The 25827-nt window shown below is 61.6% G+C and carries 23 protein-coding genes; 14 read left to right on the top strand and 9 right to left on the bottom strand.

From position 1 onward, the window contains the following. Positions 1-12: 12 nt before the first annotated feature. Genes kdsB through V0R37_RS06450 form a run of 5 tightly spaced genes read right to left on the bottom strand, consistent with a single transcriptional unit; the run spans position 13 to position 3118 of the window. A complete protein-coding gene (gene kdsB / locus V0R37_RS06430; RefSeq protein ID WP_420373733.1) occupies positions 13-777 on the bottom strand; it encodes a 3-deoxy-manno-octulosonate cytidylyltransferase in 765 nt (254 codons plus the stop codon). After that, positions 774-986: a Trm112 family protein gene (locus V0R37_RS06435; RefSeq protein ID WP_420373734.1), complete on the bottom strand. Its 213-nt coding sequence runs from the start codon at positions 984-986 to the stop codon at positions 774-776. The genes kdsB and V0R37_RS06435 overlap by 4 nt, the downstream gene beginning before the upstream one ends. Before the next feature lie 37 nt (positions 987-1023). Then, on the bottom strand, positions 1024-2106 hold the full coding sequence (lpxK, locus tag V0R37_RS06440) for a tetraacyldisaccharide 4'-kinase (RefSeq protein WP_420373735.1): 1083 nt from the start codon (positions 2104-2106) through the stop codon (positions 1024-1026). Further along, entirely contained in the window at positions 2103-2513 is a 411-nt protein-coding gene (locus V0R37_RS06445) for an ExbD/TolR family protein (RefSeq protein ID WP_420373736.1), read from the bottom strand. The genes lpxK and V0R37_RS06445 overlap by 4 nt, the downstream gene beginning before the upstream one ends. After that, positions 2510-3118 carry a MotA/TolQ/ExbB proton channel family protein gene (locus tag V0R37_RS06450; protein ID WP_420373737.1) on the bottom strand — a complete coding sequence of 203 codons (609 nt, stop codon included), beginning with the start codon at positions 3116-3118 and terminating at the stop codon, positions 2510-2512. The genes V0R37_RS06445 and V0R37_RS06450 overlap by 4 nt, the downstream gene beginning before the upstream one ends. 516 nt (positions 3119-3634) lie before the next feature. Between V0R37_RS06450 and xseA the strand changes: the two genes are divergently transcribed. The 3 genes from xseA (at position 3635) to pcaF (ending at position 7143) form a co-directional block, all read left to right on the top strand. Next, the gene (xseA, locus tag V0R37_RS06455) at positions 3635-4984 is read left to right on the top strand and encodes an exodeoxyribonuclease VII large subunit (RefSeq protein WP_420373738.1); all 1350 of its coding nucleotides are present in this window, start codon (positions 3635-3637) and stop codon (positions 4982-4984) included. Positions 4985-5067: 83 nt separating this feature from the next. Continuing rightward, positions 5068-5646 (top strand): superoxide dismutase [Fe], encoded by a 579-nt coding sequence (gene sodB / locus V0R37_RS06460; protein ID WP_420373739.1) that lies wholly within the window; start codon positions 5068-5070, stop codon positions 5644-5646. A 291-nt stretch (positions 5647-5937) separates the two neighbouring features. Continuing rightward, complete coding sequence (gene pcaF / locus V0R37_RS06465) at positions 5938-7143, top strand: 3-oxoadipyl-CoA thiolase (protein ID WP_420373740.1); 1206 nt, start codon at positions 5938-5940, stop codon at positions 7141-7143. Between the two features lie 51 nt (positions 7144-7194). Here pcaF and V0R37_RS06470 read toward each other — a convergent pair whose 3' ends face one another. Together V0R37_RS06470 and V0R37_RS06475 are read right to left on the bottom strand one after the other, a co-directional pair. Continuing rightward, positions 7195-7671 carry a DUF192 domain-containing protein gene (locus tag V0R37_RS06470; protein ID WP_420373741.1) on the bottom strand — a complete coding sequence of 159 codons (477 nt, stop codon included), beginning with the start codon at positions 7669-7671 and terminating at the stop codon, positions 7195-7197. Positions 7672-7708: 37 nt separating this feature from the next. Continuing rightward, the gene (locus V0R37_RS06475; protein ID WP_165028941.1) at positions 7709-7954 is read right to left on the bottom strand and encodes a cold-shock protein; all 246 of its coding nucleotides are present in this window, start codon (positions 7952-7954) and stop codon (positions 7709-7711) included. Between the two features lie 162 nt (positions 7955-8116). On the opposite strand from V0R37_RS06475, the gene clpS reads away from it, so the two are divergent. From clpS to V0R37_RS06530, 11 genes are all read left to right on the top strand, one after another. Next, entirely contained in the window at positions 8117-8440 is a 324-nt protein-coding gene (gene clpS / locus V0R37_RS06480; protein WP_420373742.1) for an ATP-dependent Clp protease adapter ClpS, read from the top strand. A gap of 200 nt (positions 8441-8640) precedes the next feature. Continuing rightward, the gene (clpA, locus tag V0R37_RS06485) at positions 8641-10962 is read left to right on the top strand and encodes an ATP-dependent Clp protease ATP-binding subunit ClpA (RefSeq protein ID WP_420373743.1); all 2322 of its coding nucleotides are present in this window, start codon (positions 8641-8643) and stop codon (positions 10960-10962) included. A gap of 15 nt (positions 10963-10977) precedes the next feature. Beyond that, on the top strand, positions 10978-12252 hold the full coding sequence (locus tag V0R37_RS06490; protein ID WP_420373744.1) for a paraquat-inducible protein A: 1275 nt from the start codon (positions 10978-10980) through the stop codon (positions 12250-12252). Then, a complete protein-coding gene (locus V0R37_RS06495) occupies positions 12249-13943 on the top strand; it encodes a PqiB family protein (RefSeq protein WP_420373745.1) in 1695 nt (564 codons plus the stop codon). Before V0R37_RS06490 ends, V0R37_RS06495 begins: the two co-directional genes overlap by 4 nt. A gap of 64 nt (positions 13944-14007) precedes the next feature. Next, positions 14008-14655, top strand: a complete 648-nt coding sequence (locus V0R37_RS06500; protein ID WP_420373746.1) for a PqiC family protein — start codon at positions 14008-14010, stop codon at positions 14653-14655. A gap of 138 nt (positions 14656-14793) precedes the next feature. Next, complete coding sequence (gene putA / locus V0R37_RS06505) at positions 14794-18612, top strand: trifunctional transcriptional regulator/proline dehydrogenase/L-glutamate gamma-semialdehyde dehydrogenase (RefSeq protein ID WP_420373747.1); 3819 nt, start codon at positions 14794-14796, stop codon at positions 18610-18612. 129 nt (positions 18613-18741) lie between these two features. After that, complete coding sequence (locus V0R37_RS06510; protein WP_420373748.1) at positions 18742-19899, top strand: branched-chain amino acid ABC transporter substrate-binding protein; 1158 nt, start codon at positions 18742-18744, stop codon at positions 19897-19899. A gap of 55 nt (positions 19900-19954) precedes the next feature. Next, a complete protein-coding gene (locus V0R37_RS06515) occupies positions 19955-20887 on the top strand; it encodes a branched-chain amino acid ABC transporter permease (RefSeq protein WP_420373749.1) in 933 nt (310 codons plus the stop codon). Then, a complete protein-coding gene (locus V0R37_RS06520; protein ID WP_420373750.1) occupies positions 20884-21975 on the top strand; it encodes an ABC transporter permease subunit in 1092 nt (363 codons plus the stop codon). Before V0R37_RS06515 ends, V0R37_RS06520 begins: the two co-directional genes overlap by 4 nt. Further along, positions 21972-22856, top strand: coding sequence for an ABC transporter ATP-binding protein (locus tag V0R37_RS06525; protein WP_420373751.1), 885 nt, complete (start codon positions 21972-21974; stop codon positions 22854-22856). The genes V0R37_RS06520 and V0R37_RS06525 overlap by 4 nt, the downstream gene beginning before the upstream one ends. Next, positions 22853-23587, top strand: coding sequence for an ABC transporter ATP-binding protein (locus tag V0R37_RS06530; RefSeq protein ID WP_420373752.1), 735 nt, complete (start codon positions 22853-22855; stop codon positions 23585-23587). The genes V0R37_RS06525 and V0R37_RS06530 overlap by 4 nt, the downstream gene beginning before the upstream one ends. 419 nt (positions 23588-24006) lie before the next feature. Here the strand turns inward: V0R37_RS06530 and dut are convergent, their stop codons facing one another. Further along, complete coding sequence (gene dut, locus V0R37_RS06535) at positions 24007-24456, bottom strand: dUTP diphosphatase (protein WP_420373753.1); 450 nt, start codon at positions 24454-24456, stop codon at positions 24007-24009. Positions 24457-24602: 146 nt separating this feature from the next. After that, on the bottom strand, positions 24603-25811 hold the full coding sequence (gene coaBC, locus V0R37_RS06540; RefSeq protein WP_420373754.1) for a bifunctional phosphopantothenoylcysteine decarboxylase/phosphopantothenate--cysteine ligase CoaBC: 1209 nt from the start codon (positions 25809-25811) through the stop codon (positions 24603-24605). Between the last annotated feature and the right edge of the window lie 16 nt (positions 25812-25827).

The following is a 25827-nucleotide window of genomic DNA, read 5'->3' on the forward strand; positions in this document are numbered from 1 at the left end:
TTTGAAGTCGATTTATAACCTATTTGTGAATATTTCGCGTACTCGCTCCAGGTCTTCCTGGGTGTCCACTCCCATGGCGGGATGGCCTTGGGTCACATGGACAGCAATCGAAAAGCCGTTTTCCAGCGCGCGCAGTTGTTCCAGCGATTCGAAGGCTTCCAGCGGGCCGACAGGCAGGCCGGGGAACCGCGCCAGGAAACGGGCGCGGTAGGCATAAAGGCCGATATGGTGCAAAGCGGGCAGGCCGGGGGCCAGGATGCGGGAGCCGTCTGCCAGCGCATCCCTGGCCCAGGGTATCGGTGCGCGCGAAAAATACAGCGCCCGCCCATTCAGCGTGCAGACGACTTTGACCGCGCTGGGGCTGAATAGCGTTTCCGCGTCATGGATGGGGGTGGCGCAGGTAGCGATGGCGGCATCGGGGGCCTCGTCCAGCAATCGGGCCACCTGATTGATCTGTTCCGGGTCGATCAGCGGCTCATCCCCCTGCACATTCACCACGATGGACTCAGGCGACAGCTTCAATTGCTCCGCGATTTCGGCCAGCCGGTCGGTACCGGTGGGATGGTCGGCGCGCGTCAACAGGGCTTCGAAGCCATGCTCTTGCACCGCCTGCTGGATGCGCGGGTCGTCGGTGGCCACGACGACCCGGCTGGCCAGCGACCGGGCCGCCTGGGCGGCGGTGCGCACAACCATGGGTTGGCCGGCGATATCGAGCAGCGGTTTGCCGGGCAGGCGGGTAGAGGCCGCGCGCGCCGGAATGACGGCAATGAAGCTCATGCCTTGGCTTGGGTGTCGGCGGGTGGATGATTCTTGGCGGGATCAGCCGTGAGTTCGCGCGCTTCGTTTTCCAGCATGACCGGAATACCGTCACGGATGGGGAAGGCCAGCTTGTCCGCCCGGCAGATCAGCTCCTGCTGTTCGCGGTCATGGCGCAAAGAACCTTTGCACAGGGGGCAGACCAGAATTTCAAGCAGGCGGGATTCCATGCGCGGCTCCAAAAATCGAAATGAATAAAGACAGAGTTTAATCCCTGGGAGCGTGCTCGGCCACGGCCTTCTTGTGCTGCGCGATCATGCGCAGCATATCGTTGGCCAGCGTTATCCATTCCGGATCGGAAAAGAGGGGCGACACATCCACCGACCATAGCCTGTCGTCATTGAAACGCACGCACTTGACCGCGTCCTTGGCGGTTATGAGAATCGGAGAGGCGGGCAGCCCGGCGAAAGGCGAGGACGCGTAGGCGTGATGGTCGGGCAGGGCGACCGTGTGCGACAGTTCCAGGCCGGCTGCCCGCAGCATCGAAAAAAAGCGGTCGGGCTGGCCGATGGCGGCGACCGCGCTGGCCGGCTGCTGTCCGAATTCCGCCAGCCAGGACGTCCATTCCAGTTCAAGGCCTGTCGTCAATTGAACCGCCTTTACGGGAACGAGGCTCATGGTCAATTGGCGAGCCGGCGTGTCGGCCGCCGTCGGGCCGGATTGGCCGAAGGGCAGATTGGTAATCAGGAAATCCACGTATTTCAGGCGGCTGGCCGGTTCGCGCAACGGACCGGCCGGCAGCACGCGTCCATTGCCGATGCCCCGGGCGTCCTGCACCGCGATCTCCATATCGCGGCCCAGCGCCAGATGCTGCAGGCCGTCATCGGCGATGATGACATCGACTTCGGGGTAATCCCGCCGCAGCCTTTTCAATGCCAGGGGACGATCGGGGTGCACGGCGATCGGCGCCTGGGTAATCCGGGCGATAAGGGCAGGCTCGTCTCCGTAGCGCGCCGGATCCAGGTCGCCCTGGCCGGAGCGCGCCCGCTCGCCGATGTCGGCCCCATAGCCGCGGCTGATGATGCCGGGCTGCCAGCCTAGGGCGCGCAGCGCCTGCGCCAGGGCGATCGTGACCGGTGTCTTGCCTGTGCCGCCCACATAGATATTGCCGACGACCACGACAGGCAGCGGACAGTGATATACCCGCTCCGGGTGTTTTTCATAGCGCTGGCGCTTGCGCGCGATGGCGGCCCGCGCCATCCACGAAAAAGGCAGCAGCAGCGTGCTGCTCAGGCCTTTGCGTCGCCAGGCGGCATGCAGGGCGCGTTCAAGTATGGCGGGTGCTTTCAACGTGGACTCTGGGTGGCGAAATTGACGCGCTCGACGCCCGCCAGACGAGCCGCCTCCATGACACGCACGACGGATTCATGGGTGGACTGGGCGTCGGCGTTGATGACCAGCACCGCGTCCTTGCGGCCGCCGGCCGCGGCGGCCAGCGCCTGGGCGATATCCTGGGCGCTGCCGCCGGACAGCAACTGACCATTCAGCGCATAGATGCCTTCCTGGCTGACCGCCATGTTCAGGGCGTCCGCGTCGAGGGCGTCGGCCCTGGCCTCGGGCAGCGCCAGTTTCATTTGGTTGAAGCGCGTGAAGGAGGTCGTGGCGGCAAGGAAAATCAGGATGACCAGCAGCACGTCGATCAGCGGGATCAAGTTGATTTCCGGCTCGTCGCCGGGTTGCCGGCTGCGAAAATTCATTGGGCGGCCCCATGGTCGATCATGCGATTGAGCGCGCTCGCCTCGCGTTCCATGCGATGCAGGAAATGATCCACCTTGGAACGGAAATACCGGTGGAAAATCAAGGCGGGAATGGCGATGATGATGCCGAAGCCTGTGTTATAGAGGGCAATGGAAATGCCGCGGGCCAGCTGCGACGGATCTCCGCCGGCCGGCGTATACGAGGCGAAGATCTCTATCATGCCGACGACGGTGCCGAACAGGCCCATCAGCGGCGCGACGACGGCGATGGTGGCCAGGGCGGGCAGATAGCGGTTCAGGCGGTGTGCGACATCCTTGCCCACATCTTCGATGGCCGCCATGCGGTAGGCGGCGGATTCATGGCGGTTCATCAGAACTTCGGCCAGCACGCGGCCCAAGGGCGAATTGCCGGCCAGGCGGACGATGGCTTCGGGGCTGTCGTTTTTCTGCCGCAGCAGTTCCAGTACTTGTCCGGGCAGGCGGGACGGAAATACCTGACCGCTGCGCAGCGACAGGAACCGCTCGATGATCAGCGCCAGACCGAGAACCGACGTGGCGATCAGCAGCCATATGGGCCACCCCGCCGCATGAATGAGTTCGAGCAATGTGTTCTCCACCCTCAGGAAGGTTGTTTGGACTAGTCCGCATTTTACAATTGCCGGGACTGTCGCCGACACTATAATCCAGCGACGGGAAATACCGGATGATGGGCTTTGCCGGATTGAACGGCTCCAAGCGTCTGAACAGTCGCGCTATTTGCGGCTTGCCATGCCCAAGATCGGCCGAGAACCTGGGATGTCGTCGGACGTGCTTTGTAAACGCACGCGGACATTCAAATTTTGGGGCAAATCGGCATGTAGCATGGCTTACACGAGAGTATCCACAGAATCTGTGGATAATTCTGTGCACAAGTTCTCCGACATGCGCTATTTACCGGCTCTCGAGGTTCAGTGGCTAATTTGCGCTCACGTCCTATATTTCCATTATTTTGTTATTTATCATATGGTTATAAAGCTGACTTAAAGCGTTATTTGATCAGTGGCCGGAATTGGGTTGATATTTCATCGATTTGACAGGATGATTTTCTCTGTGGAAAGAAATCGATAAACAGGATTATTCGTATGGATTTGAACGGGACGCCGGCGGCCGGCGACGGCGTATGGACGATAAGCCAGCTCAATCGCCGCGTGGGGGCGCTGCTGGAGGGTAATTTCTCGCGCATCTGGGTGCGCGGCGAGATATCCAACTTTACTCAGGCGGCATCGGGCCATTGGTATTTCTCCGTGAAGGACGAGAGCGCCGCGGTGCGCGCCGTCATGTTCCGGGGACGGGCGCAGTCGGTGGGCTTCGTGCCCAAGCCAGGCGAGAAATTCGAATTCCGGGTCAATGTAACGCTCTACGAGCCGCGTGGCGATTATCAGTTGCAGGTCGAGAGCATGCGGCGCGCGGGACGCGGCGACCTGCACGAGGCGTTCCTGGCGCTGAAAGAAAAACTCGCGGCCGAAGGTCTGTTCGATCCCGGCCGCAAGCGCGACATCAACCCCATGCCCGCCGCGGTGGGTGTTGTCACCTCACTGGCGGCTGCCGCCTTGCGGGATGTGCTATCCGCTCTGGCCAGACGCGCGCCCCATGTATCCATTGTGATTTATCCGGCGCCGGTGCAGGGGCTGGACGCGGCGGGCAAACTGAACCTGGCCCTGGAACAGGCCATCGCGCGGCGCGAGGTGGATACCCTGCTGCTGGTGCGAGGAGGCGGGAGCCTGGAGGATTTGTGGAGCTTCAACGACGAGACGCTGGCGCGCACGATTGCGCATAGTTCCATTCCCATTATCAGCGGCGTGGGGCATGAAACCGACTTTACCATTGCCGACTTCGTGGCCGACCTGCGAGCCCCCACGCCCACGGCGGCGGCGGAGCTGTGTTGCCGCAGCCGGGTCAATTGCGCAAACCAACTGGCCGGCTTGTGCGCCGCCCTGGCGGCGCAGCAGCATCGCCAGTTGGAGCGTTGCGCTCTGCGGCTGGACAGGGCCGTGGCCTTGCTGGTGTCGCCGCAGCAGCGCCTGCATCAGCAGAATGAACGGTTGCAGGCATTGAAGAACAGGCTGGCCCGGGCGGCCGCGCATCCCCACGAGCGCCATTCCGCCCGATTGGGGGCGGCCCGGGCGCGCCTGGCGCATGCCCAGCCCCGGCTGGAAGGTTTGCGCGGCGATCTTTCCCTTGCGCGGCGTCAGCTTGCCGACGCGGCCCTGCGCCAGATCGAGCGCAGGCGGCAGCGGCTGGACGCCGCAGCGCAGACGCTGCAGGCCTTGAGCCCGCGCAATATCCTGGATCGCGGCTATGCCATCGTACGCAAGGAAAGCGGGGATATCGTAAAAAATGCGTTAGACTTGAGCGTTGGCGAGCAGCTTAATGTTGAGCTTGGCCGCGGCAGGCTGCAGGTGGATGTCCTACAGGCACATGGCTTGCTCTGACGGCTAGGGTTCAATTTTTACCCCCTGCGCTAGAACGTGCTTTTTCATCGGCACACCGATTGGTTTTTTTGAAGGAAATGAACATGGCTTTTACGCTTCCCCCGCTTCCGTACCCACTCGACGCTTTGGCTCCGACCATCTCCAAGGAAACGCTCGAATTCCACTACGGCAAGCATCATCAAGCTTACGTTACCAACCTGAATAACCTGATCGCGGGCACTGAATTCGAATCGGCTTCCCTGGAAGAGATCATCAAGAAATCGTCGGGCGGTGTCTTCAACAACGCGGCGCAGGTCTGGAATCACACCTTCTACTGGAACAGCATGTCGCCCAACGGCGGCGGCGAACCCACGGGCGCCTTGTTGACCGCCATCAATGCCAAATGGGGCAGCGTTGCCGCTTTCAAAGAGGCCTTCAACAAATCGGCCGCCGGCAACTTCGGTTCGGGCTGGACCTGGCTGGTCAAGAAATCCGATGGCTCGCTGGATATCGTCAACACCAGCAATGCCGCCACGCCCCTGACCACGTCCGACGTTGCCCTGCTGACCTGTGATGTATGGGAACACGCCTATTACATCGACTATCGCAATGCGCGTCCGAAGTACCTGGAAAGCTTCTGGAATCTTGCGAACTGGCAGTTCGCCGCAGCCAACCTGGGCTGATACGCCGTTTGGCATGCCCGGATGTCCGGGCTTTGTTTTTCTACCCTCGGTTTTCCGAGGGTTTTTTATTTTGCGGCGCCGTTGCGGATCCTGCCGCCTGAGCTTGGAATTCAGGAGCGTGGATATGCCTGGCGCAAACCAAAAGCCGGTAAGCGGCCATGGTGTGGACAGCTTGCCTTGCGCCGGCTGGAATCCGGGCTGGATGCGCTAAGATAAGTTCACTGTGTGGCCGCCCGCTGCGGCCCCCGATTTGATCGGATTCCGCTTTTCCTTTTCTTTTCAGGTTCGACCATGACGACTCACGCTTTTATTTGCGATGCGATTCGCACTCCTTTCGGCCGCTACGGCGGCGCGCTGGCGCCTGTCCGCGCCGATGATCTGGCCGCCATCCCCCTCAAGGCGCTGATGCAGCGCAACCCGGATGTGGACTGGTCCAGGCTGGACGATGCGCTGTTCGGCTGCGCAAACCAAGCCGGCGAGGACAATCGCAACGTGGCGCGCATGGCGACCTTGCTTGCCGGCCTGCCCATCGATGTGCCGGGCGCCACCATCAATCGCTTGTGCGGATCGGGCCTGGACGCCATCGGCTCGGCCGCCAGGGCTATCCGCGCCGGCGATGCGCAATTCATGTTGGCGGGGGGAGTGGAAAGCATGAGCCGCGCACCCTTCGTCTTGGGCAAGGCCGAGACCGCATTTTCGCGCAGCGCCGCCATTTTCGACACCACCATAGGCTGGCGCTTCGTCAACAAGCAGCTAAAAGCCCAATATGGCGTCGATTCCATGCCTGAAACGGCCGAGAATGTTGCGGATCAATACAAGGTTTCCCGCGCGGATCAGGATGCCTTTGCGCTGGCCAGCCAGGCCAAGACCGCCGCGGCTCAAAAGGCCGGGGTATTTCAATCTGAAATCACGCCCGTTCATATTCCGCAACGCAAGGGCGACCCGGTGGTGGTGGATACCGACGAGCACCCCCGCGAGACTACCTTGGAGGCCTTGGCGAAGCTCAAGCCCATTGTCCGGCCCGATGGCACGATTACGGCGGGCAACGCCTCCGGCGTCAACGATGGCGCCTGCGCTTTGCTGGTCGCGTCGGAATCCATGGCGCGCGAACAGGGCCTGGTGCCGCGCGCGCGCGTTGTCGCCATGGCCACGGCGGGTGTGGAACCGCGCATCATGGGCATAGGCCCCGCGCCTGCCTCGCAGAAGGTATTGGCGCTGGCGGGCCTGACCATAGACCAAATGGACGTCATCGAGCTGAACGAGGCGTTCGCGTCCCAGGGCCTGGCCGTATTGCGTCTGCTGGGTCTCCAAGACAATGATCCCCGCGTCAATCCCAATGGCGGGGCAATCGCGCTGGGTCACCCGCTGGGCGCCAGCGGAGCCCGCCTGGCCCTGACCGCTGTAAACCAGCTGCACAGGACCGGCGGACGCTACGCGCTGTGCACGATGTGCATCGGGGTGGGGCAGGGGATCGCCGTCATCCTGGAACGCGTATAGTTCCGGAAGTGGCCGCCGCGGCTTGGCCCGGCGGCCCGGCTTTTCCTTGGCTCAAGGCTGCGGTAAATTATTGATGACAGCGCCCGCGGCGATCGAATGCCGCCTGAACCAGCCTTGCCGCATTTCAAGCGCATACGACATCGGCGCCTTGGGGCAATGGCTTTCCAGGCTGTGCGGCTGCATGTCGGCGATGTTCACAATCGCACCCCGGGAATCGATGAATGCGATGGAGAGCGGCAGCGGCGTGTTTTTCATCCAGAAGCAGGTGGTGGTCGGGGCATCGAACACGAAGAGCATGCCATGGTCGTCGGGCAGCGATGCCCGGTTCATCAAGCCGTAAGAGCGGCTGGCATCGGTAGCCGCCACCTCGGCCTGTATATTGTGGGCCCCGATGGATAGCTGAGCGGTCGGCAGCAGCATGGCTTGCGCCCAAGAGGGGGCGGATGGCAGGGCGGCGGCCAGCGCCAGCAGGCAGGCATGAAAAAAAACAGGGCTGGAAAGCCCTGTAGGTCGAAACGATTTATGCATTGTTATTAACGTTGGAGCAAAGCGGCTACGCTTTGGCTCAGGCAGCCGTAATATTGAGTGCTTGTTTGCCTTTTGGTCCTTGTGCGATTTCAAAAGCGACTTTCTGGCCTTCTTTGAGGGTCTTGAAGCCGTTCATTTGGATAGATGAAAAGTGCGCGAATAGGTCTTCGCCCCCATTGTCGGGGGTAATGAATCCGAAACCCTTGGCATCGTTGAACCATTTGACGGTTCCTGTCAGCTTTTGTGTATCCCCAGGCGTGGAGGTTGCGGTTGAATCAGACATGCGGACTGCCTCTCGACTATAGTGTTAGATTGAAACTTGACTACAAGGGTTACCTTTAGCCTTTGGATTCTGGCATGCAGCATACTTCCAAGCACTCAGAATACTACGATAATGCGCAATTTACCCTAACATAGTCAACTATGGAAACCACTAGTATTTGCCATGGCTACACAAATCGAAAACCAACGCGACACGGTTCTTGATCGCCAACCCGCCAAACTTGCCCCGCCGCCCATGTACCAAGTCGTTTTGCTGAATGACGACTACACCCCCATGGAATTCGTGGTCAATGTCCTGCAGCGCATTTTCGGAAAATCCGAGGACGAGGCCGCCCGCATCATGCTCAAGGTCCATCATGAAGGGCGGGGAGTCTGCGGGGTTTATCCGCGCGACATCGCCGCCACCCGGGTCGAGATGGTCCGCCAGCTTGCCCACGCGCGCCAGCACCCTTTGCAATGCGTGATGGAACCAGCGCCCGATGCATAGCTGCAACGGCTCCCAGCCTTATTTTCAAGGCGGATTCGCGGCGCAAAAAAAGTACGGGTATAGTAGGGCTAAGGATGCCGTTGAGGCTATCTGGTAACAGTAAGATGACTCTTTTATTAATGTTGATACGCAAGGTCGATTTAGTCATAGAATAGGATTTATCGAATTGTTTGTCCGCTCCGATATGTGATGGAGGAAGCGTGATCTCCGAAGAACTTGAAGTCAGCCTGCACATGGCCTTTGTCGAGGCCCGCACTGCGCGACACGAATTTATTACCGTAGAGCATTTGCTGCTCTCGCTGCTGGACAACGCCGCCGCCGCCGAGGTGTTGCGCGCCTGCTCCGCCAACATCGACGTCCTGCGCCAGGAACTGCGTAAATTCATCAACGAAAACACGCCGGTTTTCCCAGGCGAAGACGAAGTCGACACCCAGCCCACGCTGGGCTTTCAGCGTGTCATCCAGCGGGCCATCATGCATGTGTCCTCGGGCAACTCGAACCGCAATTCGGTCACCGGCGCCAATGTGCTGGTGGCCATGTACGGCGAAAAGGATTCCCACGCGGTCTATTTCCTGCAGCAGCAGGGCGTTACCCGGCTGGATGTGGTCAACTACCTTTCGCACGGCATCACCAAATCGGCCGAAGAGACCCCGGCCGAGCCGGCCAGGGCCCAGGCTCCGGAAGCCGAACCCAAGTCCGACCAGCAAAAGTCGCCGCTGGAACTGTACGCGACCGATCTGAATTCCGAAGCGCGCCAAGGGCGCATCGATCCGCTGATCGGCCGTGAGCACGAGGTCGAACGCGTCATACAGGTGCTTTGCCGTCGCCGCAAGAACAATCCCTTGCTGGTGGGCGAGGCCGGTGTCGGAAAAACCGCCATCGCCGAAGGCTTGGCCTGGCGCATCACCCAAGGCGATGTCCCCGAAATTCTGGCCGATGCCGAGGTCTATGCGCTGGATATGGGCGCCTTGTTGGCCGGCACCAAGTATCGCGGCGATTTCGAGCAGCGCCTGAAAGGCGTGCTCAAGACGCTCAAGGACAACAGCAACGCCATACTTTTCATCGACGAAATCCATACCCTTATCGGTGCGGGTTCCGCTTCGGGCGGGACGCTGGACGCATCCAACCTGCTCAAGCCGGCGCTGTCCTCGGGCCAGCTCAAGTGCCTGGGCGCCACCACCTACAACGAATACCGCGGCATCTTCGAGAAAGATCATGCCCTGTCGCGCCGCTTTCAGAAAATCGATGTGGCCGAACCCACGGTCCAGCAGACCATACAGATACTGCGTGGCTTGAAAGGCCACTTCGAAGCTCATCACGGTGTGAGGTATTCGTCGGCCGCCATCACGGCTGCGGCCGAACTGTCGGCGCGCCATATCAACGACCGCTTCCTTCCCGACAAGGCCATCGACGTCATCGACGAGGCCGGCGCCGCGCAACGCCTGCTGCCGCGCTCGCGCCAGAAGAAAATCATCGGCAAGGCCGAAGTCCAGGCAACCGTGGCCAAGATTGCCCGTATTCCGCCGCAAAGCGTTTCCCATGACGACCGCAACAAGCTTGCCACGCTCGAACGCGACCTGAAGACCGTGGTTTTCGGCCAGGATCCGGCTATCGAGGCGCTGGCAGCGGCCATAAAGATGGCCCGGTCGGGCCTGGGCCGGCCCGACAAGCCCATCGGCTCCTTCCTGTTCTCGGGTCCCACCGGCGTGGGCAAGACCGAAGTGGCGCGCCAACTGGCTTTTGTGCTGGGCGTCGAGCTCCTGCGCTTCGATATGTCCGAATACATGGAGCGCCATACGGTGTCGCGCCTTATCGGCGCGCCTCCGGGTTATGTCGGTTTCGATCAGGGCGGCCTGTTGACCGAGGCCATCAGCAAGCAGCCGCATTGCGTCCTGCTGCTGGACGAAATCGAAAAAGCCCACCCCGATGTCTATAACATCCTGCTGCAGGTCATGGATCACGGCACGCTCACCGACAATAACGGGCGCAAATCCGATTTCCGCAATGTCATCCTCGTGATGACCACCAACGCCGGCGCCGAAGCGCTCAATCGCAGCACCATAGGCTTCGCGGCACCCGCCAAGACGGGCGACGAAATGGCCGATATCAAAAGGCTGTTCACTCCCGAATTCCGCAATCGGCTCGACGCCATCATCGGTTTTACGCCGCTTTCGCGGGACGTCATCTTGCGGGTCGTCGACAAGTTCCTCATGCAGCTTGAAGACCAACTGCACGAAAAGCGGGTCGACGTCGTGTTTTCGCAGGCTTTGCGCGATCACCTTGCAAAAGAGGGTTTCGATCCCGCAATGGGTGCGCGCCCCATGCAGCGGCTTATTCAGGACACCATCCGGCGCGCCTTGGCCGACGAACTGCTGTTCGGACGCCTGGTCGATGGGGGGCATGTCGAGGTCGACCTGGACCACGACGGAAAGGTCCAGCTGTCGTTTTCGGATAAGCCGGGCAAGCCGGGTAGCGCCAACCATTCATCGCCGTCGCATCCGGAACCCGAGCTTGTTGACTAGGGCTGCCGGGTTCTGATGGCGGACAGCCTGGTCGTTGCCTGCCGGCACTGCGCGACACTGCACCAGCGTGTGCCGATAGAACCCGGCGCGGTTGCCACGTGCAGGCGCTGCAGTTATGCGCTGTTCCGGAACAGCGCGGTTTCGCCCGATGGCTGGATCGCCCTTACAGCAAGCGCCATCATCATTTTCGCGATTGCCAACTATTTTCCCATTGCGCGGCTGAATATCCAGGGCCTGAGCATTCAGGCATCCCTGCCTGGGGCGCTCTACCTGACTTGGCAGCAGGGCCACCAAACCCTGGCTGTCATGACCGGCCTGTTCAGCTTCTGGTTGCCGTTGATGCAGTTGTTCATTCTGCTTTGGGCCCTGATGGCCATACGCGCGCGTCGGCTGCCGGCCGACTTCCACTACGGCATGCGCTTGCTGCATTGGGTGGAGCCATGGAGCATGGTGCCGGTGCTGATGCTGGGCATTCTTGTGGCCCTGGTCAAGTTTTCCGGGTTTGCCACCATAGAACCGGGGCCGGCAATATGGGCTTTTGGAGTCCTGGCCTTTCTGATCACCGCGCTAAGCAGGCTCAATGCTCACCGCCTGTGGCGCCACGCCGAAGATGCCGGGCTGGTGGCGAATGCCTCGATGGATTCGTCCGCCGGCGGTCCTGTGGCCTCTTGCGAGTCCTGCGGTTTCGTGCAGAGCCTGGCGTCCTCGGCGAAGTCCGATCCTTGCAAGCGTTGCGGAGCGCGAATTCACTTTCGCAAGCCCGACCCGTTTTCGCGCGTCTGGGCGCTGGTGATCGCCGCGGCGATTATTTATATTCCCGCCAACGTGCTGCCGATCATGCGTGTGCGCACCGCCACCAGCGACGGCGCGCACACGATATTGGGCGGAGTGCTCGAGTTGTGGCGGCTGGGGTCCTGGGATCTGGCGCTTATCGTGTTCATTGCCAGCGTTGTGGTTCCCATGACCAAGCTGCTGGCCTTGTCGGTGCTTATGGTAAAACACCATTGGCGAGGAAGCGAGGTTCAGCGCCAACGCACCAGGCTCTACGAATTGATCGAGTTCATCGGGCAGTGGTCCATGCTGGATGTGTTCGTGGTGATCCTGATGACGGCCATGGCGAATTTTCCCGGAATATCCCAAGTCATAGCCGGTCCGGGGGCGGCCAGCTTTGGCGTGGTGGTGATACTGACCATGCTCGCCACGCTGAGCTATGACCCGCGTTGCGGGTGGGACGAGCGGATGGAACGCAATAGCAAGGTTCCTGAGTACAGGCTAAAGAGAAGCGCATGACAGACCCCTCTACAACTTCGGAATCCGGCGCGGGCGACAAGGCCGGGGAAGATGGCGATGCACGATCGGCGGGACGCGGCGCAGTCTTGCAGCCGGATGTGCGGCCTCGGCGTGAAGGAAGAATCTCCTGGATATGGCTGGTTCCGCTGGTCGCGGCATTGGTTGGCGCATCGCTGCTGGTGCGCAACTGGATGCATACCGGTCCCACCATCACCATAAGCTTCGAATCGGCGGAGGGGCTGGAAGTCGGCCAGACCAAGATCCGCTACAAGGATGTGGTCATTGGCGCGGTATCGGGCATCAAGGTGTCGTCCGATCGCTCAAAAGTACTGGTCAGCGCCGATCTCAACCGCGAAGGATCCGAATACATTACCCAGAAAGGCAGCCGCTTCTGGGTGGTGCGTCCACGCCTGGGGATAAGCGGCGTGTCCGGCCTGGGCACTCTGCTGTCGGGCGCCTATATAAGCGTGGATGCGGCTGAATCCAACAATGGCGACGACCCGGTCTATGAGTTCGAAGGGCTGGAGAAGCCGCCTGAGATCACCAGCGGACGCCCTGGCACCCGCTATACCTTGTATGCCCCCGACCTGGGTTCGCTGGAAATCGGCTCTCCGGTGTATTTCCGGCGCATACAGGTTGGGCGCGTCATTGGCTACGATCTGGGCGAAGACGGAAAATCGGTCAACATACAGGTCTTCATCGACGCGCCGAACGATAAGTTCGTTACTTCCGATACGCGCTTCTGGAATGCCAGCGGCATCAATCTGTCGCTCGATGCCGATGGCTTCAATGTGCAAACCGGCTCGCTGGTTTCCGTAATGGCCGGGGGCGTGGCGTTTGCGTCCGCCAACGAAGCCAATACGGAACCGGCCAAGGCCGACAGCCGCTTCGCCCTGGGGGCGACGCGGATCGAAGCCATGGCCGACCCGGACGGCCCGCCATTTCCTATCGAGCTGCATTTTCAACAGTCGGTGCGCGGTCTGAAGGTGGGTGCGCCGGTGGACTTTCGCGGACTGGAACTGGGCAAGGTCATAGACATAGATCTGGAGTTCAACCAGAAGACCAAGCGCTTCTATGCTCTGGTGAAGGCCGAACTGTATCCGCTGCGCTTTGGCGCCGTGTACGAGAACATGATGAAAATGGATTCGGCCACCGGCTATCCGGGCGCGGTCCTGCTGGGACCTTTGGTCAAGCATGGCCTGCGCGGACAGATACGCGCCGCCAATCTTTTGACAGGCCAGCAATACGTGGCCCTTGATTTCTTCCCCGACGCTGAGCCCGCCGATTTCGACGCCAAACAGGTGCCGGTGACTATGCCTACCATTGCCGGCAATTTCGACCGCCTGCAACAGCAGATCAGCAGTATTGTGGGCAAGCTCGACGCCATTCCGTTCGAAGGCATCAGCAACGACCTGCGCTCCAGCCTGACTTCCATGACCAGGCTTTTGAAGCGTTTCGAGGGCGAGCTTACGCCGCAGGCGGCCGCCATGCTGAAGACAGCGCAAAAATCCTTGAAGCGCATCGATCAGGTATTGGCCGAGGACTCTTCCTTGAGCGGCAATGTTGAACGCACGCTGACCGAGATCAATGGCGCGGCCAAGTCCTTGCGCGCTTTATCCGATTATTTGCGGACGAACCCTTCGGCGCTCATTCGCGGACGGGCGGCTGACGCCTTGCCGGTCAGCCCATGATGTCCAGCATGTCGGATTCGCTTCGTCAATTTCGGTGCCCGGGACGGGGCACCAGGAGATAGGCATGCATGGCTTGAGAATAACGATGATCGTCCTGACTGCGGGGTTGCTTGCCGCATGCGCGTCGGGAAAACCCAGTCACTACTACACCCTGCTGCCGTCCGCGACGGCCGGACACACTACCGCGGTCAAAGGCGGCGCGCAGCCGGAATACGCCATAAGCGTCCAGGTTGTCCAGGTACCCGAACAAGTGGACAGGCCGCAGATCGTCGTGAGCGATCCGGACTCCACGCAAGTGATGCCCTTGAACAGTTCCCTATGGGCTTCGCCCCTGTCCGATGAAATACGCAATGCGCTGTCCGATGATATTTCCCGGCGCCTGGGCGTACTCGACATTGCCGCAACCGGAGCGCCCGAGTCCCTGCCGGTCTGGCGCATAAGCGTTCGTGTGCAGCGCTTCGATTCCCTGTATGGCGAACGCGCCTTGGTCGATGCGACCTGGCGTCTGTCGCCTATTCGTCAGCCGGGCAAAAAGACCGTGCTGTGCCGGGCCGAGGCGCAGGTAGCGGTGGGAGAGGGGATGTCGGCCCTGGTGGCCGGTCATCAGGCTGCTCTCCAGAAGCTCGGCGCCGCCATCGCCAGCCAATTGCAAGGAAGCCAGCCGGCCGATTCCGGCAAAGGTCTAACCCTGAAAGGTTGTACCTTTTCCTAGGATTTTCATTAGGGGTTAACCTTAGTGTAAAAAAGGTGCAACCTGTGTAGTATTCCATACCGCTGGATATTGAAACGTTTCTGAGCGCCAAGCGCAGGACGGGTTCCAGATGGTGGCATAGGGAATACGGATACACACATGGCAACAACGACACTGGGCGTCAAGGTCGACGAAACCTTGCGCGAGCGCTTGAAAACCGCGGCCGTCAAGCTCGGCTGCACCCCGCATTGGCTGCATAAGCAAGCATTGCTGGCTTATGTCGAGGCGATAGAGCGCGGACAATTGCCGGCCGAGATCGCCCATTTCGGCCAGGGCGATGGCGAAGCCGAAACCGGAGAGCTCCCCGGCCCGGATGCCTTGCCCCCATTCTACGAGTTCGCCCAGGACGTACAGCCCCAATCGGTGCTGCGCGCCGCCATCACTTCCGCCTACCGGCGTCCGGAAACGGAATGCGTGCCTTTGCTGATCGATCAGGCGCGTTGCGCCCAGCCGCAGGAAGTTTATGCCCTGGCCCGCCGCCTGGTGGAAACCTTGCGTGGCAAGCGCAAGGCGGGCGGCGTTGAAAGCCTGATTCAGGAGTTTTCCCTGTCCAGCCAGGAAGGGGTCGCCTTGATGTGCCTGGCCGAGGCGCTGTTGCGCATACCCGACCGGGCCACCCGCGATGCGCTGATCCGGGACAAGATCAGCCATGGCGACTGGCGTTCGCACATGGGCGAATCCCCATCCCTGTTCGTCAATGCGGCCACCTGGGGCCTGATGCTTACAGGCAAGCTGGTCAGCGTCAACAGCGAGCAATCCCTGTCCAAGGCCCTGACGCGCTTGATCGGCAAAGGCGGCGAACCGCTGATTCGGAAAGGCGTAAATATCGCCATGCGCATGATGGGCGAGCAGTTCGTGGCGGGCCAGAGCATTTCGGCGGCCATCGCCAACAGCCGCAAGCACGAAGACAAGGGGTTCCGCTATTCATACGATATGCTGGGCGAAGCCGCCACCACGTCCGAGGACGCGGACCGCTACTACGCCTCTTATGTGCAAGCCATACATGCCATAGGCAAGGCTGCGCAAGGCCGCGGCATCTACGAGGGGCCAGGCATCTCCATCAAGCTTTCCGCACTGCATCCGCGCTATTCCCGCGCCCAGCATGATCGCGTGATGGCCGAGCTGCTGCCGCGCACTACCGAGCTGGCCAAGCTGGCCCGCAGCTACGACATCGGACTGAATATCGATGCGGAAGAAGCGGATCGGCTGGAAATTTCGCTGGATATCCTGGAGGCCTTGTGCTTTGACCGCGATCTTTCTGGATGGAACGGCATCGGTTTTGTGGTTCAGGCCTACCAGAAGCGCGCCCCGTTCGTCATCGATTATGTTATCGACCTTGCCCAGCGCAGCGGCCATCGGCTGATGCTGCGTCTGGTCAAGGGCGCTTACTGGGACAGCGAAATCAAGCGGGCGCAGGTCGACGGGCTGGAAGGCTATCCGGTCTATACGCGCAAGGTCTATACCGACGTCGCCTACCTGGCATGTGCGCGCAAATTGCTGGCGGCGCCCCAGGCGGTGTATCCGCAATTCGCCACGCATAACGCCCAGACGCTGTCGGCCATCTATCACATGGCGGGCCGCAACTATTATCCGGGACAGTACGAATTCCAGTGCCTGCATGGCATGGGGGAACCGCTGTACGAACTGGTGACCGGACCGATATCGCAGGGAAAGCTGAATCGTCCCTGCCGCATCTACGCGCCGGTGGGCACGCACGAAACCTTGCTGGCCTATCTGGTGCGCCGCCTGCTTGAAAACGGTGCCAACACCTCGTTCGTCAACCAGATCGGCGACGAAGATGTTGCCGTGGATGTGCTGATCGCCGATCCGGTTCAGGCGGCGGAGCGCATCCAGCCTTTGGGCGCCCCTCACGGCAAGATACCCTTGCCCCGCGACATGTACCGGCAGGCCGATGGCCGGCCGAACTCCGCCGGCATCGATCTTAGCAATGAGCATCGCCTGGGCTCGTTGGCGGCGGCGCTGCTCAGCGGCGTCAGCCAGGACAGGCGCGCCTTCCCGCTGCTGGCCGATGGCAGTTTCGCCTGGGACGATGCGCGGGCTGTTCCCGTGCGCAATCCTTCGGATAACCGCGATATCGTGGGCCATGTCATAGAGGCGACTGGCGCCGATATCGGCAATGCCCTGGCCGCGGCGGACAATGCTGCGCCCATATGGGCCGCTACGCCCGTCACCGAACGGGCGCAGTGCCTGGTCCGCGCGGCGCAGATTCTGGAAGACGAGATGCAGCCCCTGCTGGGCCTGATCGTGCGCGAGGCGGGAAAATCGCTTTCCAATGCGATTTCGGAGGTCCGGGAAGCCGTCGATTTCCTGCGCTATTACGCCGCCCAGATCGAGCGTTCATTTTCCAACGATACCCATCGTCCGCTGGGTCCCGTGCTGTGCATCAGTCCTTGGAATTTTCCACTGGCCATATTTACCGGGCAGATTGCGGCGGCCCTGGCGGCCGGCAACACGGTGCTGGCCAAGCCCGCCGAGCAGACCAGCCTGATTGCATCGGCGGCCGTATCCATCCTTCATCGGGCGGGGGTGCCCGCCGGCGCCGTCCAGTTGCTGCCGGGACGCGGCGAAAGCGTGGGCGCCGCATTGGTGGCCAGCCCCGTCGTGCGCGGCGTGATATTTACGGGATCGACCGACGTGGCGCTGCTCATTTCACGCAAGCTGGCCGAAAGGCTGGACGATGCGGGGCATCCCATCCCCCTCATTGCGGAAACGGGCGGCCAGAATGCCATGGTGGTGGATTCGTCGGCATTGGCCGAGCAGGTGGTATTCGATGTGCTGACTTCAGCCTTCGATTCGGCCGGCCAGCGATGTTCGGCGCTGCGGCTGCTTTGTGTGCAGGAAGACTGCGCCGATCGTGTGCTGACGATGCTGCGCGGCGCCATGCAGGAGTTGCGTATCGGCAGGACCGATGTGCTGACGACCGATGTGGGGCCGGTCATCGATGCCGAGGCACAGGCCGGCATACAGACGCACATCAAGGCCATGCGCGAGGCGGGGCACAGAGTCGATCAGCTCGATCTGGGCGCCGCATGCGGGCATGGGTATTTCGTGCCGCCGACCATCATTGAACTGGGTGCGGTATCGGAATTGAAAAAAGAGGTTTTCGGTCCCGTGCTTCACGTCCTGCGCTACAAGCGCCAGGATCTGGACGCGTTGATCGATGCGGTGAACGCGACAGGCTACGGCCTTACGTTCGGTGTGCATACCCGGCTGGACGAAACGGTTGCGCGTGTGTCCGAACGAATACTTGCCGGCAATATCTATGTGAACAGGAATATCGTCGGCGCAGTCGTCGGTGTCCAGCCTTTTGGCGGCGAAGGCTTGTCGGGCACCGGGCCCAAGGCGGGCGGACCCCTGTATTTGCCGCGCTTGCTGTCGCGTCGGCCGGCGGGCTTGCCCGCCGGGTGCGAGATCGATTCCGCCAGCCGGATCGCGGTGCAGACGCTTCCCGGTCCGACCGGAGAAAGCAATCTTTACCGCATCAAGCCGCGCGGCACGGTCCTGTGCGTGCCGATTACCGAAGCCGGCGCGCGTGCGCAATTCCAGGCTTGCTCCGATACGGGCAATGCCATGGTGGTTGTGGGCGGCGGCGCGGGCCGTGCCTTTTTCGTCGATCGCGATCAGGCTGAAAACACCAGCATTCGCCTTGCCGGGCAAGAAGAGATCGATAGCGGCGATTACGATGCCGTGCTGTTCGAGGGCGATAGCGATGCGCTGCGCGAACTGAACCGCACTGTGGCCGATCGTAATGGCCCCATCGTTCCGGTTCAAGGTCTTAGCAGCGACGAATTGGCATCGGGCGGGGCCTATCGCCTGGAACCCCTGTTAAGGGAGGTGTCGGTTTGCGTCAATACGGCGGCGGCCGGCGGCAATGCCAGCTTGATGATGGTGGGCTGAGCCGGCGCAGGCCGGAATAAACGATTTTTCAGGGTTACGACCAATTACCGCTTGGTTGTGCTTTTGGTTTAATGCGGGGTGCAACCCGCGCTCGAGAATGACCGTATTCTCATCCACAAGGAGATAAACATGCAGTCCACCAAAGGATTCAAACTCTTGGCCGCCACGGCAGCCGTCATGGCGGGTTTCGCCCTAAGTCCCGCGCAGGCGGCCGACACCGTGGTCAAGCTGGGGTTTGCCGCGCCGCTTACCGGTCCGCAGTCGCACTACGGCGAAGACATGAAGAATGGCCTTACGCTTGCGCTGGAAGAGGCCAACAAGCAGAACATACAGCTGGATGGCAAGACAGCCAAGTTCGAGCTGGTGACGCGCGACGATCAGGCCGATCCCCGCACCGCGGTGCAAGTGGCGCAGCAGATCGTCGATGAAGACGTGCAAGGCATATTGGGCCATTTCAATTCGGGCACGACCATCCCCGCTTCGCGCGTCTACAACGATGCGGGCCTGCCGCAGATCGCCATGGCGACTTCGCCCGAATACACCCAGCAGAACTACGACACCACCTTCCGCATGATGACCAGCGATACGCAGCAGGGCGCCGCGGCCGGTGAATTCATCGTCAAGGACCTGAAGGCCAAGACAGTGGCGCTGATCGACGATCGCACCGCCTACGGCCAGGGACTGGCGGACCAGGTGGCCAAAGCCGTGGAAGCCAATGGCGGCAAGGTCATTTCCCGCGAGTACACCACCGACAAGGCCAACGACTTCACCTCCATCCTGACCAATATCAAGTCCAAGACCCCTGATGCCATCTTCTTCGGCGGCCTGGATGCGCAGTCGGGTCCGATGCGCCGCCAGATGGTCAGGCTGGGCATCAAGGCTCCGCTGGTCTCGGGCGAAATGACGCGCAGCGACACCTTCCTGAAATTGGCCGGCGAGGCCGCCAACGGTACTTACGCGTCGCTGGCAGGCGTGCCCCTGAAGCAAATGGCCGCCGGCGAGAAATTCGAAGCCGACTACAAGGCCCGCTTCAAGGTCGAACCGGGCGTCTATGCGCCTTACGCCTATGACGGCGCGTGGAACATGATCACCGCCATGAAGGAAGCTGGATCGGCCAAGCCCGAATCCTATCTGCCCAAGCTGGCCGCCTTGCAGCGCACCGGCGCCACCAGCCAGAACATCGCCTACGACAAGAACGGCGACCTGAAGGAAATTTCCGTCACCATTTACGAAGTCAAAAACGGTAAATGGGAAATGGTCAAGACCATGGTAAGCAAGGCCAACTAAGCCTTCCGTCCTTCACGGGCCGGCTGCGGCCGGCCCAAGCCGCGAGTCCTAAAGCATGGATATTCTTCTACAACAGTTGATCAACGGCATTACCGTGGGCAGCGTGTACGCCCTGGTTGCCCTTGGCTACACCATGGTTTATGGAATCATAGGCCTGATCAATTTTGCCCATGGCGACGTCGTCATGGTGGGCGCCATGGTCGCCACCACGCTGGTGGTCACGCTGATAGGCGCCGATCCGGGCAGCATGTCGGCCTGGCTGGCCGTGGCGGCCGCCTTGTTGCTGGCCATCCCCGTCTGCATGGCGCTGGGCTGGATCGCCGAGCGCTTCGCCTACCGGCCTTTGCGCCGGGCACCACGCCTGGCGGCGCTGATTACCGCCATCGGCGTATCCATCATTATCCAGAATATTGCGATGATGGTCTGGGGACGCAACTACCTTAGCTTCCCGCACATCATCGAACCGAATATCTTCCAGGTCGGAGGGGCGCGCATCAGCATGCTGCAGATCATCATCATTCTGTCGGCAACCGCCATCATGGCCGGGCTGCTGCTGGTGGTGCATCGCACGCGCCTGGGCACCGCCATGCGGGCCACGGCACAGAATCGCGAAGTGGCCGGCCTGATGGGCGTCAATATCAACACCGTGATTTCCGCCGCCTTCCTGATCGGGTCGGCGCTGGCCGCGGTGGCGGGCGTCATGATTACCACCTACTACGGGGTGGCCCAGTACACCATGGGCTTCATGCTCGGCCTGAAGGCCTTCACGGCGGCCGTGCTGGGCGGCATCGGCAACCTGGGCGGCGCCATGCTGGGCGGCCTGTTGCTGGGCGTGATCGAATCGTTGGGCGCGGGCTATATCGGCGACCTGACCAATGGAGTGTTCGGCAGCAATTACCAGGATGTCTTTTCCTTTATCGTGCTTATCCTGGTCCTGGTGTTCCGCCCGTCCGGACTTCTGGGCGAACGGGTGGGAGACCGCGCATGAGCTATTCCACTGTTTCCCGCAGCGGCGGTATATCGTTCAAGGTGTGGCTGGGCATCGCCTTGTGCGGCCTGGTGCTGGCCGTGCTGCCATTCGTATTGGGCATGGCCGGCCAAAGCTGGGTGCGCACGCTGAACTTCGCCTTGCTGTATGTCATGCTGGCCTTGGGCCTGAACATAGTCGTGGGCTTCGCCGGCCTGCTCGACCTGGGCTATATCGCATTCTATGCTGTGGGCGCCTATGTATGGGCCTTGCTGGCATCGCCTCATTTCGGCTTGCACCTGCCATTCTGGGTGGTGCTGCCGCTGGGCGTCCTGCTGGCGGCCTTTTTCGGCGCCATGCTGGGCGCGCCCACCCTGAAGCTGCGCGGCGATTACCTGGCCATCGTAACCCTGGGTTTCGGCGAAATCGTGCGCATCTTCATGAACAACCTGGATGCGCCCATCAACATCACCAACGGCCCGCAAGGCATCAACCGCGTCGATACGTTCTCGATCGGCGAGTTCGCCTTCGGCCGCTCGCAATCGCTGTTCGGCTTTCGTATCACGGGGCCTGAAAAGTACTATTACCTGCTCCTGCTGCTTGTCATCGTCATCGTCGTCATCTGCGTACGCTTGCAGAATTCGCGCATAGGCCGGGCCTGGGAAGCGGTGCGCGAAGATGAAGTGGCCGCCAAGGCCATGGGCATCAACACGCGCAACATCAAGCTGCTGGCCTTTTCCATGGGCGCCAGTTTCGGCGGGGTGGCGGGCGCCATGTTCGCCTCCATGCAGGGCTTCGTCAGCCCCGAGAGCTTCAGTCTTACGGAGTCGATCATGGTGCTGTGCATGGTCGTGCTGGGCGGCATGGGACATATACCGGGCGTCATACTGGGTGCGATCATTCTTTCCGTGTTTCCGGAGTTGCTGCGGGCGGTGGTCGTGCCGGTGCAGCAGACCTTGTTCGGCGACGTGATTCTGGACCCCGAAGGCATACGCATGCTGCTCTTCGGCTTCGCTCTGGTGCTGGTCATGATTTTCCGTCCCGCGGGCCTATGGCCGTCGGCAACGCGCCGGCGCGAACTCACCGCCGCCAAGGAGGGCCAGGCATGATACAGGCCAATGTGAACAGCGATGCACGCTCCATGCCCGAATTGCTCCTGGTGGCCAACAAGCTGAGCAAGCGCTTCGGCGGCTTGCAGGCTTTGTCGGATGTCAGTTTTTCCATTTGCAAGGGCGACATCTACGGGCTCATCGGGCCCAATGGGGCGGGCAAGACCACACTTTTCAATGTGTTGACCAGCTTGTATGTGCCCGAGTCGGGCAACTGCAATTTCATGGGGCACCAGCTTACCCGCCTGAAGCCGCACGAAATCGCCATCGTCGGACTGGCGCGCACCTTCCAGAACATACGCCTGTTCGGCAGCCTCAGCGCCATCGAGAACGTCATGATAGGGCGCCACATTCGCACCCGCGCCGGCGTCTACGGGGCCATCACCCGCAACAGGGCGACGCGCGACGAAGAGGCCGCCATTGAGCAGCGCGCGCACGAATTGCTTGAATACGTGGGCATAGGCGAACGGGCCAACGACGTTGCCAGTTCGCTGCCATACGGCGACCAGCGCCGCCTGGAGATCGCCCGGGCGCTGGCCACCGATCCCGCCTTGCTGGCACTGGACGAGCCGGCCGCCGGCATGAACGCGTCGGAAACGGTGGTGCTGCGCCGCCTGATCGAAAAGATACGTGACGACGGGGTAACGGTACTGTTGATCGAACATGACATGAAGCTGGTCATGGGCTTGTGCAATCGTGTGCTGGTGCTTGAATACGGCAAGGTGCTGGCCGAAGGCAAGCCGGCGGAGATACAGCGCAATCCCAAGGTCATCGAGGCCTACCTGGGGGCCGGGGCTGCCGATCACACGCCCGCCGCGCCTGCCGGGCGCATTGCGGATCAGGCGCCGGCTGTCGACGGCAAGGGCGGGGAACATTCATGAGCAATACCAATAATTTGCTGGAAATACGCCAGCTCGAAGTCGCCTACGGCGGTATCCGCGCGGTGCGCGGCATGGACTTGCGGGTCGAGCGCGGCGAACTGGTCAGCCTGATCGGCGCCAACGGGGCGGGTAAAAGCACGACTTTGCGCGCGATTTGCGGCCTGGTGCCGATTGCCGGCGGCGATATTCTTTACGAAGGCAAGTCGATTGCCGGTGCGCCGTCTTATATGCTGGTGCGCGACGGCCTGGTGATGGTGCCCGAAGGGCGGGGCATTTTCGGGCAGTTGACCATAGAAGAAAATTTGGCGATGGGCGGGTACAGCCGCAAGGATCAGGACGGCGTCAAGGCGGACACCGAGCATGTGTTCGAGCTTTTTCCGCGCCTGGCTGAAAGGCGCCGGCAGTCGGCCGGTACCTTGTCGGGCGGCGAGCAGCAGATGCTGGCCATGGGACGCGCGATGATTTCACGTCCTCGCCTGCTGTTGCTGGATGAGCCGTCGATGGGGCTGGCGCCCCTGATGGTCGAGAAGATCTTCGAGGTGGTGCGCACCATCGCCGCCGAAGGCGTAACGATTTTGCTGATCGAGCAGAACGCCAAGCTGGCGCTGGAGACGAGCAGCCGAGGCTACGTGATGGAGTCGGGGCGCGTGATTCTGGAAGGACCTTCGGATCAGTTGCTGGATGATCCGAAGGTGCGGGCGGCTTATTTGGGGGAAGAGGAAGCGGCCTAGCCGAGGCTAGGTCATCGGTTTTCCCGAAGAAATGGCTGCAATGTCGGGTATCAGATGTGCTTCTGTCTATCTTTGGTTCTTGAGCAGGCGGGATGGCGGGGGTCGGGGCCTGCTCACCGTCCGCGGTCCCGTTCCGGGACTACTCGCGGCATAGTCCCATGGCGAGGCGGCCGTGAAACTCGCAACGTTGGCAGCCCCCCGGGCTGCCAACACCCTTGTTGCTCGAACAGTCACGACCTTGCCTCCTCGCCATGGGCCCATGCCGCGACGCTCCCGAATTCGCCAGCCCCGACCCCCGCCATCCCGCCACGGCGTCATAAGGAAGCGATCAATCAAAGCGATCAATCGAAGAGAAAGGCCGGGGAAGAATGATCTGCGCAGCAGAAGATTAGTTCACAGCACAGCGTAGAAGCACGCGCTCAGCCGCGCCCCGTGCTACCGAAGCCGCCGGCGCCGCGATCGCTGTCTTCGAACTCATCGACGATATCGAACTCGATCTGCTGCACCGGCACCACCACCAGCTGCGCCAGCCTATCCATCGGTTGCAGCGTAAAGTCCTGCTGGCCGCGATTCCATACAGACACCATCAGCGGACCCTGATAATCGGAGTCGATCAGGCCCACCAAGTTGCCCAGCACGATGCCGTGCTTATGTCCCAGGCCGGAACGCGGCAGAATCATGGCCGCGTAGGCCGGGTCGGCGATATGGATGGACAGGCCCGTGGGTACGAGCTCCGTCGCGCCCGGCGGCAATGACAGCGGCGCATCCACGCAGGCCCGCAAATCCAGGCCGGCGGAGCCGCTGGTTGCGTAGGCCGGCAGATAATCGTTCATGCGCGGGTCCAGGATCTTCAGTGCAATTTTTCTCATGGCTTTTTCTTTCTTGTGGAAAGGCGGTTTCTGGGACGCGCCATTGTATGCGCTCAGCCCGTCAACGGTACAGGAAAACCGCAACGGCCCGGTATCCGGGGACGCCAAGCCGCGGGCGGCGGTATTCTCCGCCGCCGCGCTTCGTATCAGGGCTTGGGGCTGACCGGTAGTTTGTCCGCAATCGCCGCGATCAGCTTTCGCGCCGCCGCCAGCTTGCCAAGCACGGGCAGGGCGGTGTGCCCGGCATCGTCGAACAGGATCAGTTCGGTTTCGTCGGCATTCATGGCTTGCTGGGCCAGGTTTCCGACCAGCAAGGGCACGCCCTTGCGCTTGCGCTTGGCTTCCGCGTATTCCAGCAGGTTCTCGGTTTCGGCGGCAAAACCCACGCACCATGGGCCTGAGGGCATCCGGGCGATGTCGGCCAGGATGTCGGGGTTTGCCTCGAATTCCAGCTGGGGCGCCTTGCCGTCCGCCTGCTTCTTCAGCTTGCTGCCGCTGGCGTTCACCACCCGCCAGTCCGCCACGGCGGCGACTGAAATGAACACGTCGGCGTTGCCGGCCTCGTTCATGACGGCGGCGTGCATCTGCGCCGCGCTGTCGACATCCACGCGCATCACCTGGTAGGGGGCGGGCAGGGCGGTGGGGCCCGATACCAGCACGACCTCGGCGCCGGCTTCGCGGGCCGCTTGCGCAATGGCATAGCCCATCTTGCCGGAGGAGCGGTTGGTGATGACCCGGATGGGGTCGATTTTCTCGGAGGTGGGGCCGGCGGTGATGAGCACCCTTTTTCCTCGCAGCGGCTTGGGCTGGAAGAAGGCGATGAGCTCGGCCAGCAATTCGTGGGGTTCCAGCATCCGGCCGCTGCCGGTTTCGCCGCAGGCCTGGTCGCCCTCGGCGGGCCCAAGAATGAGGGCGCCGTCCGCCTTTATCTGCGCCACATTGCGCTGGGTGGCGGGATGCAGCCACATCTCGCGGTTCATGGCCGGCGCCACCAGCAGGGGGCAGTTGCCCTTGGCGACGCACAAGGTGGACAGCAGGTCGTTGGCCAGGCCGTTGGCCAGCTTGGCGATGAAATCGGTGCTGGCCGGCGCGATGACGATGGCATCGGCGCCGCGCGTCAGATTGATGTGCGCCATGCTGTTGGGTACGCGCTCATCCCAGGCGTCCAGGTACACCGGCCGCCCCGACAGCGCCTGCATGGTGGTTGCGCCGATGAAATGCGTGGCGGCTTCCGTCATGACCACGTCGATGACGGCGCCCTGATCCTGCGCGCGGCGCAGGAATTCCGCCACCTTGTAGCAGGCGATGCCGCCGGTCAGGCCCAGCACAATACGTTTGTCGGCAAGTTCGAGCATGGAGCGGTGCCCTATT

The organism is Pollutimonas rozaliensis, from assembly GCF_048751585.1.
In the GTDB taxonomy this organism is placed as follows: Bacteria; Pseudomonadota; Gammaproteobacteria; order Burkholderiales; family Burkholderiaceae_B.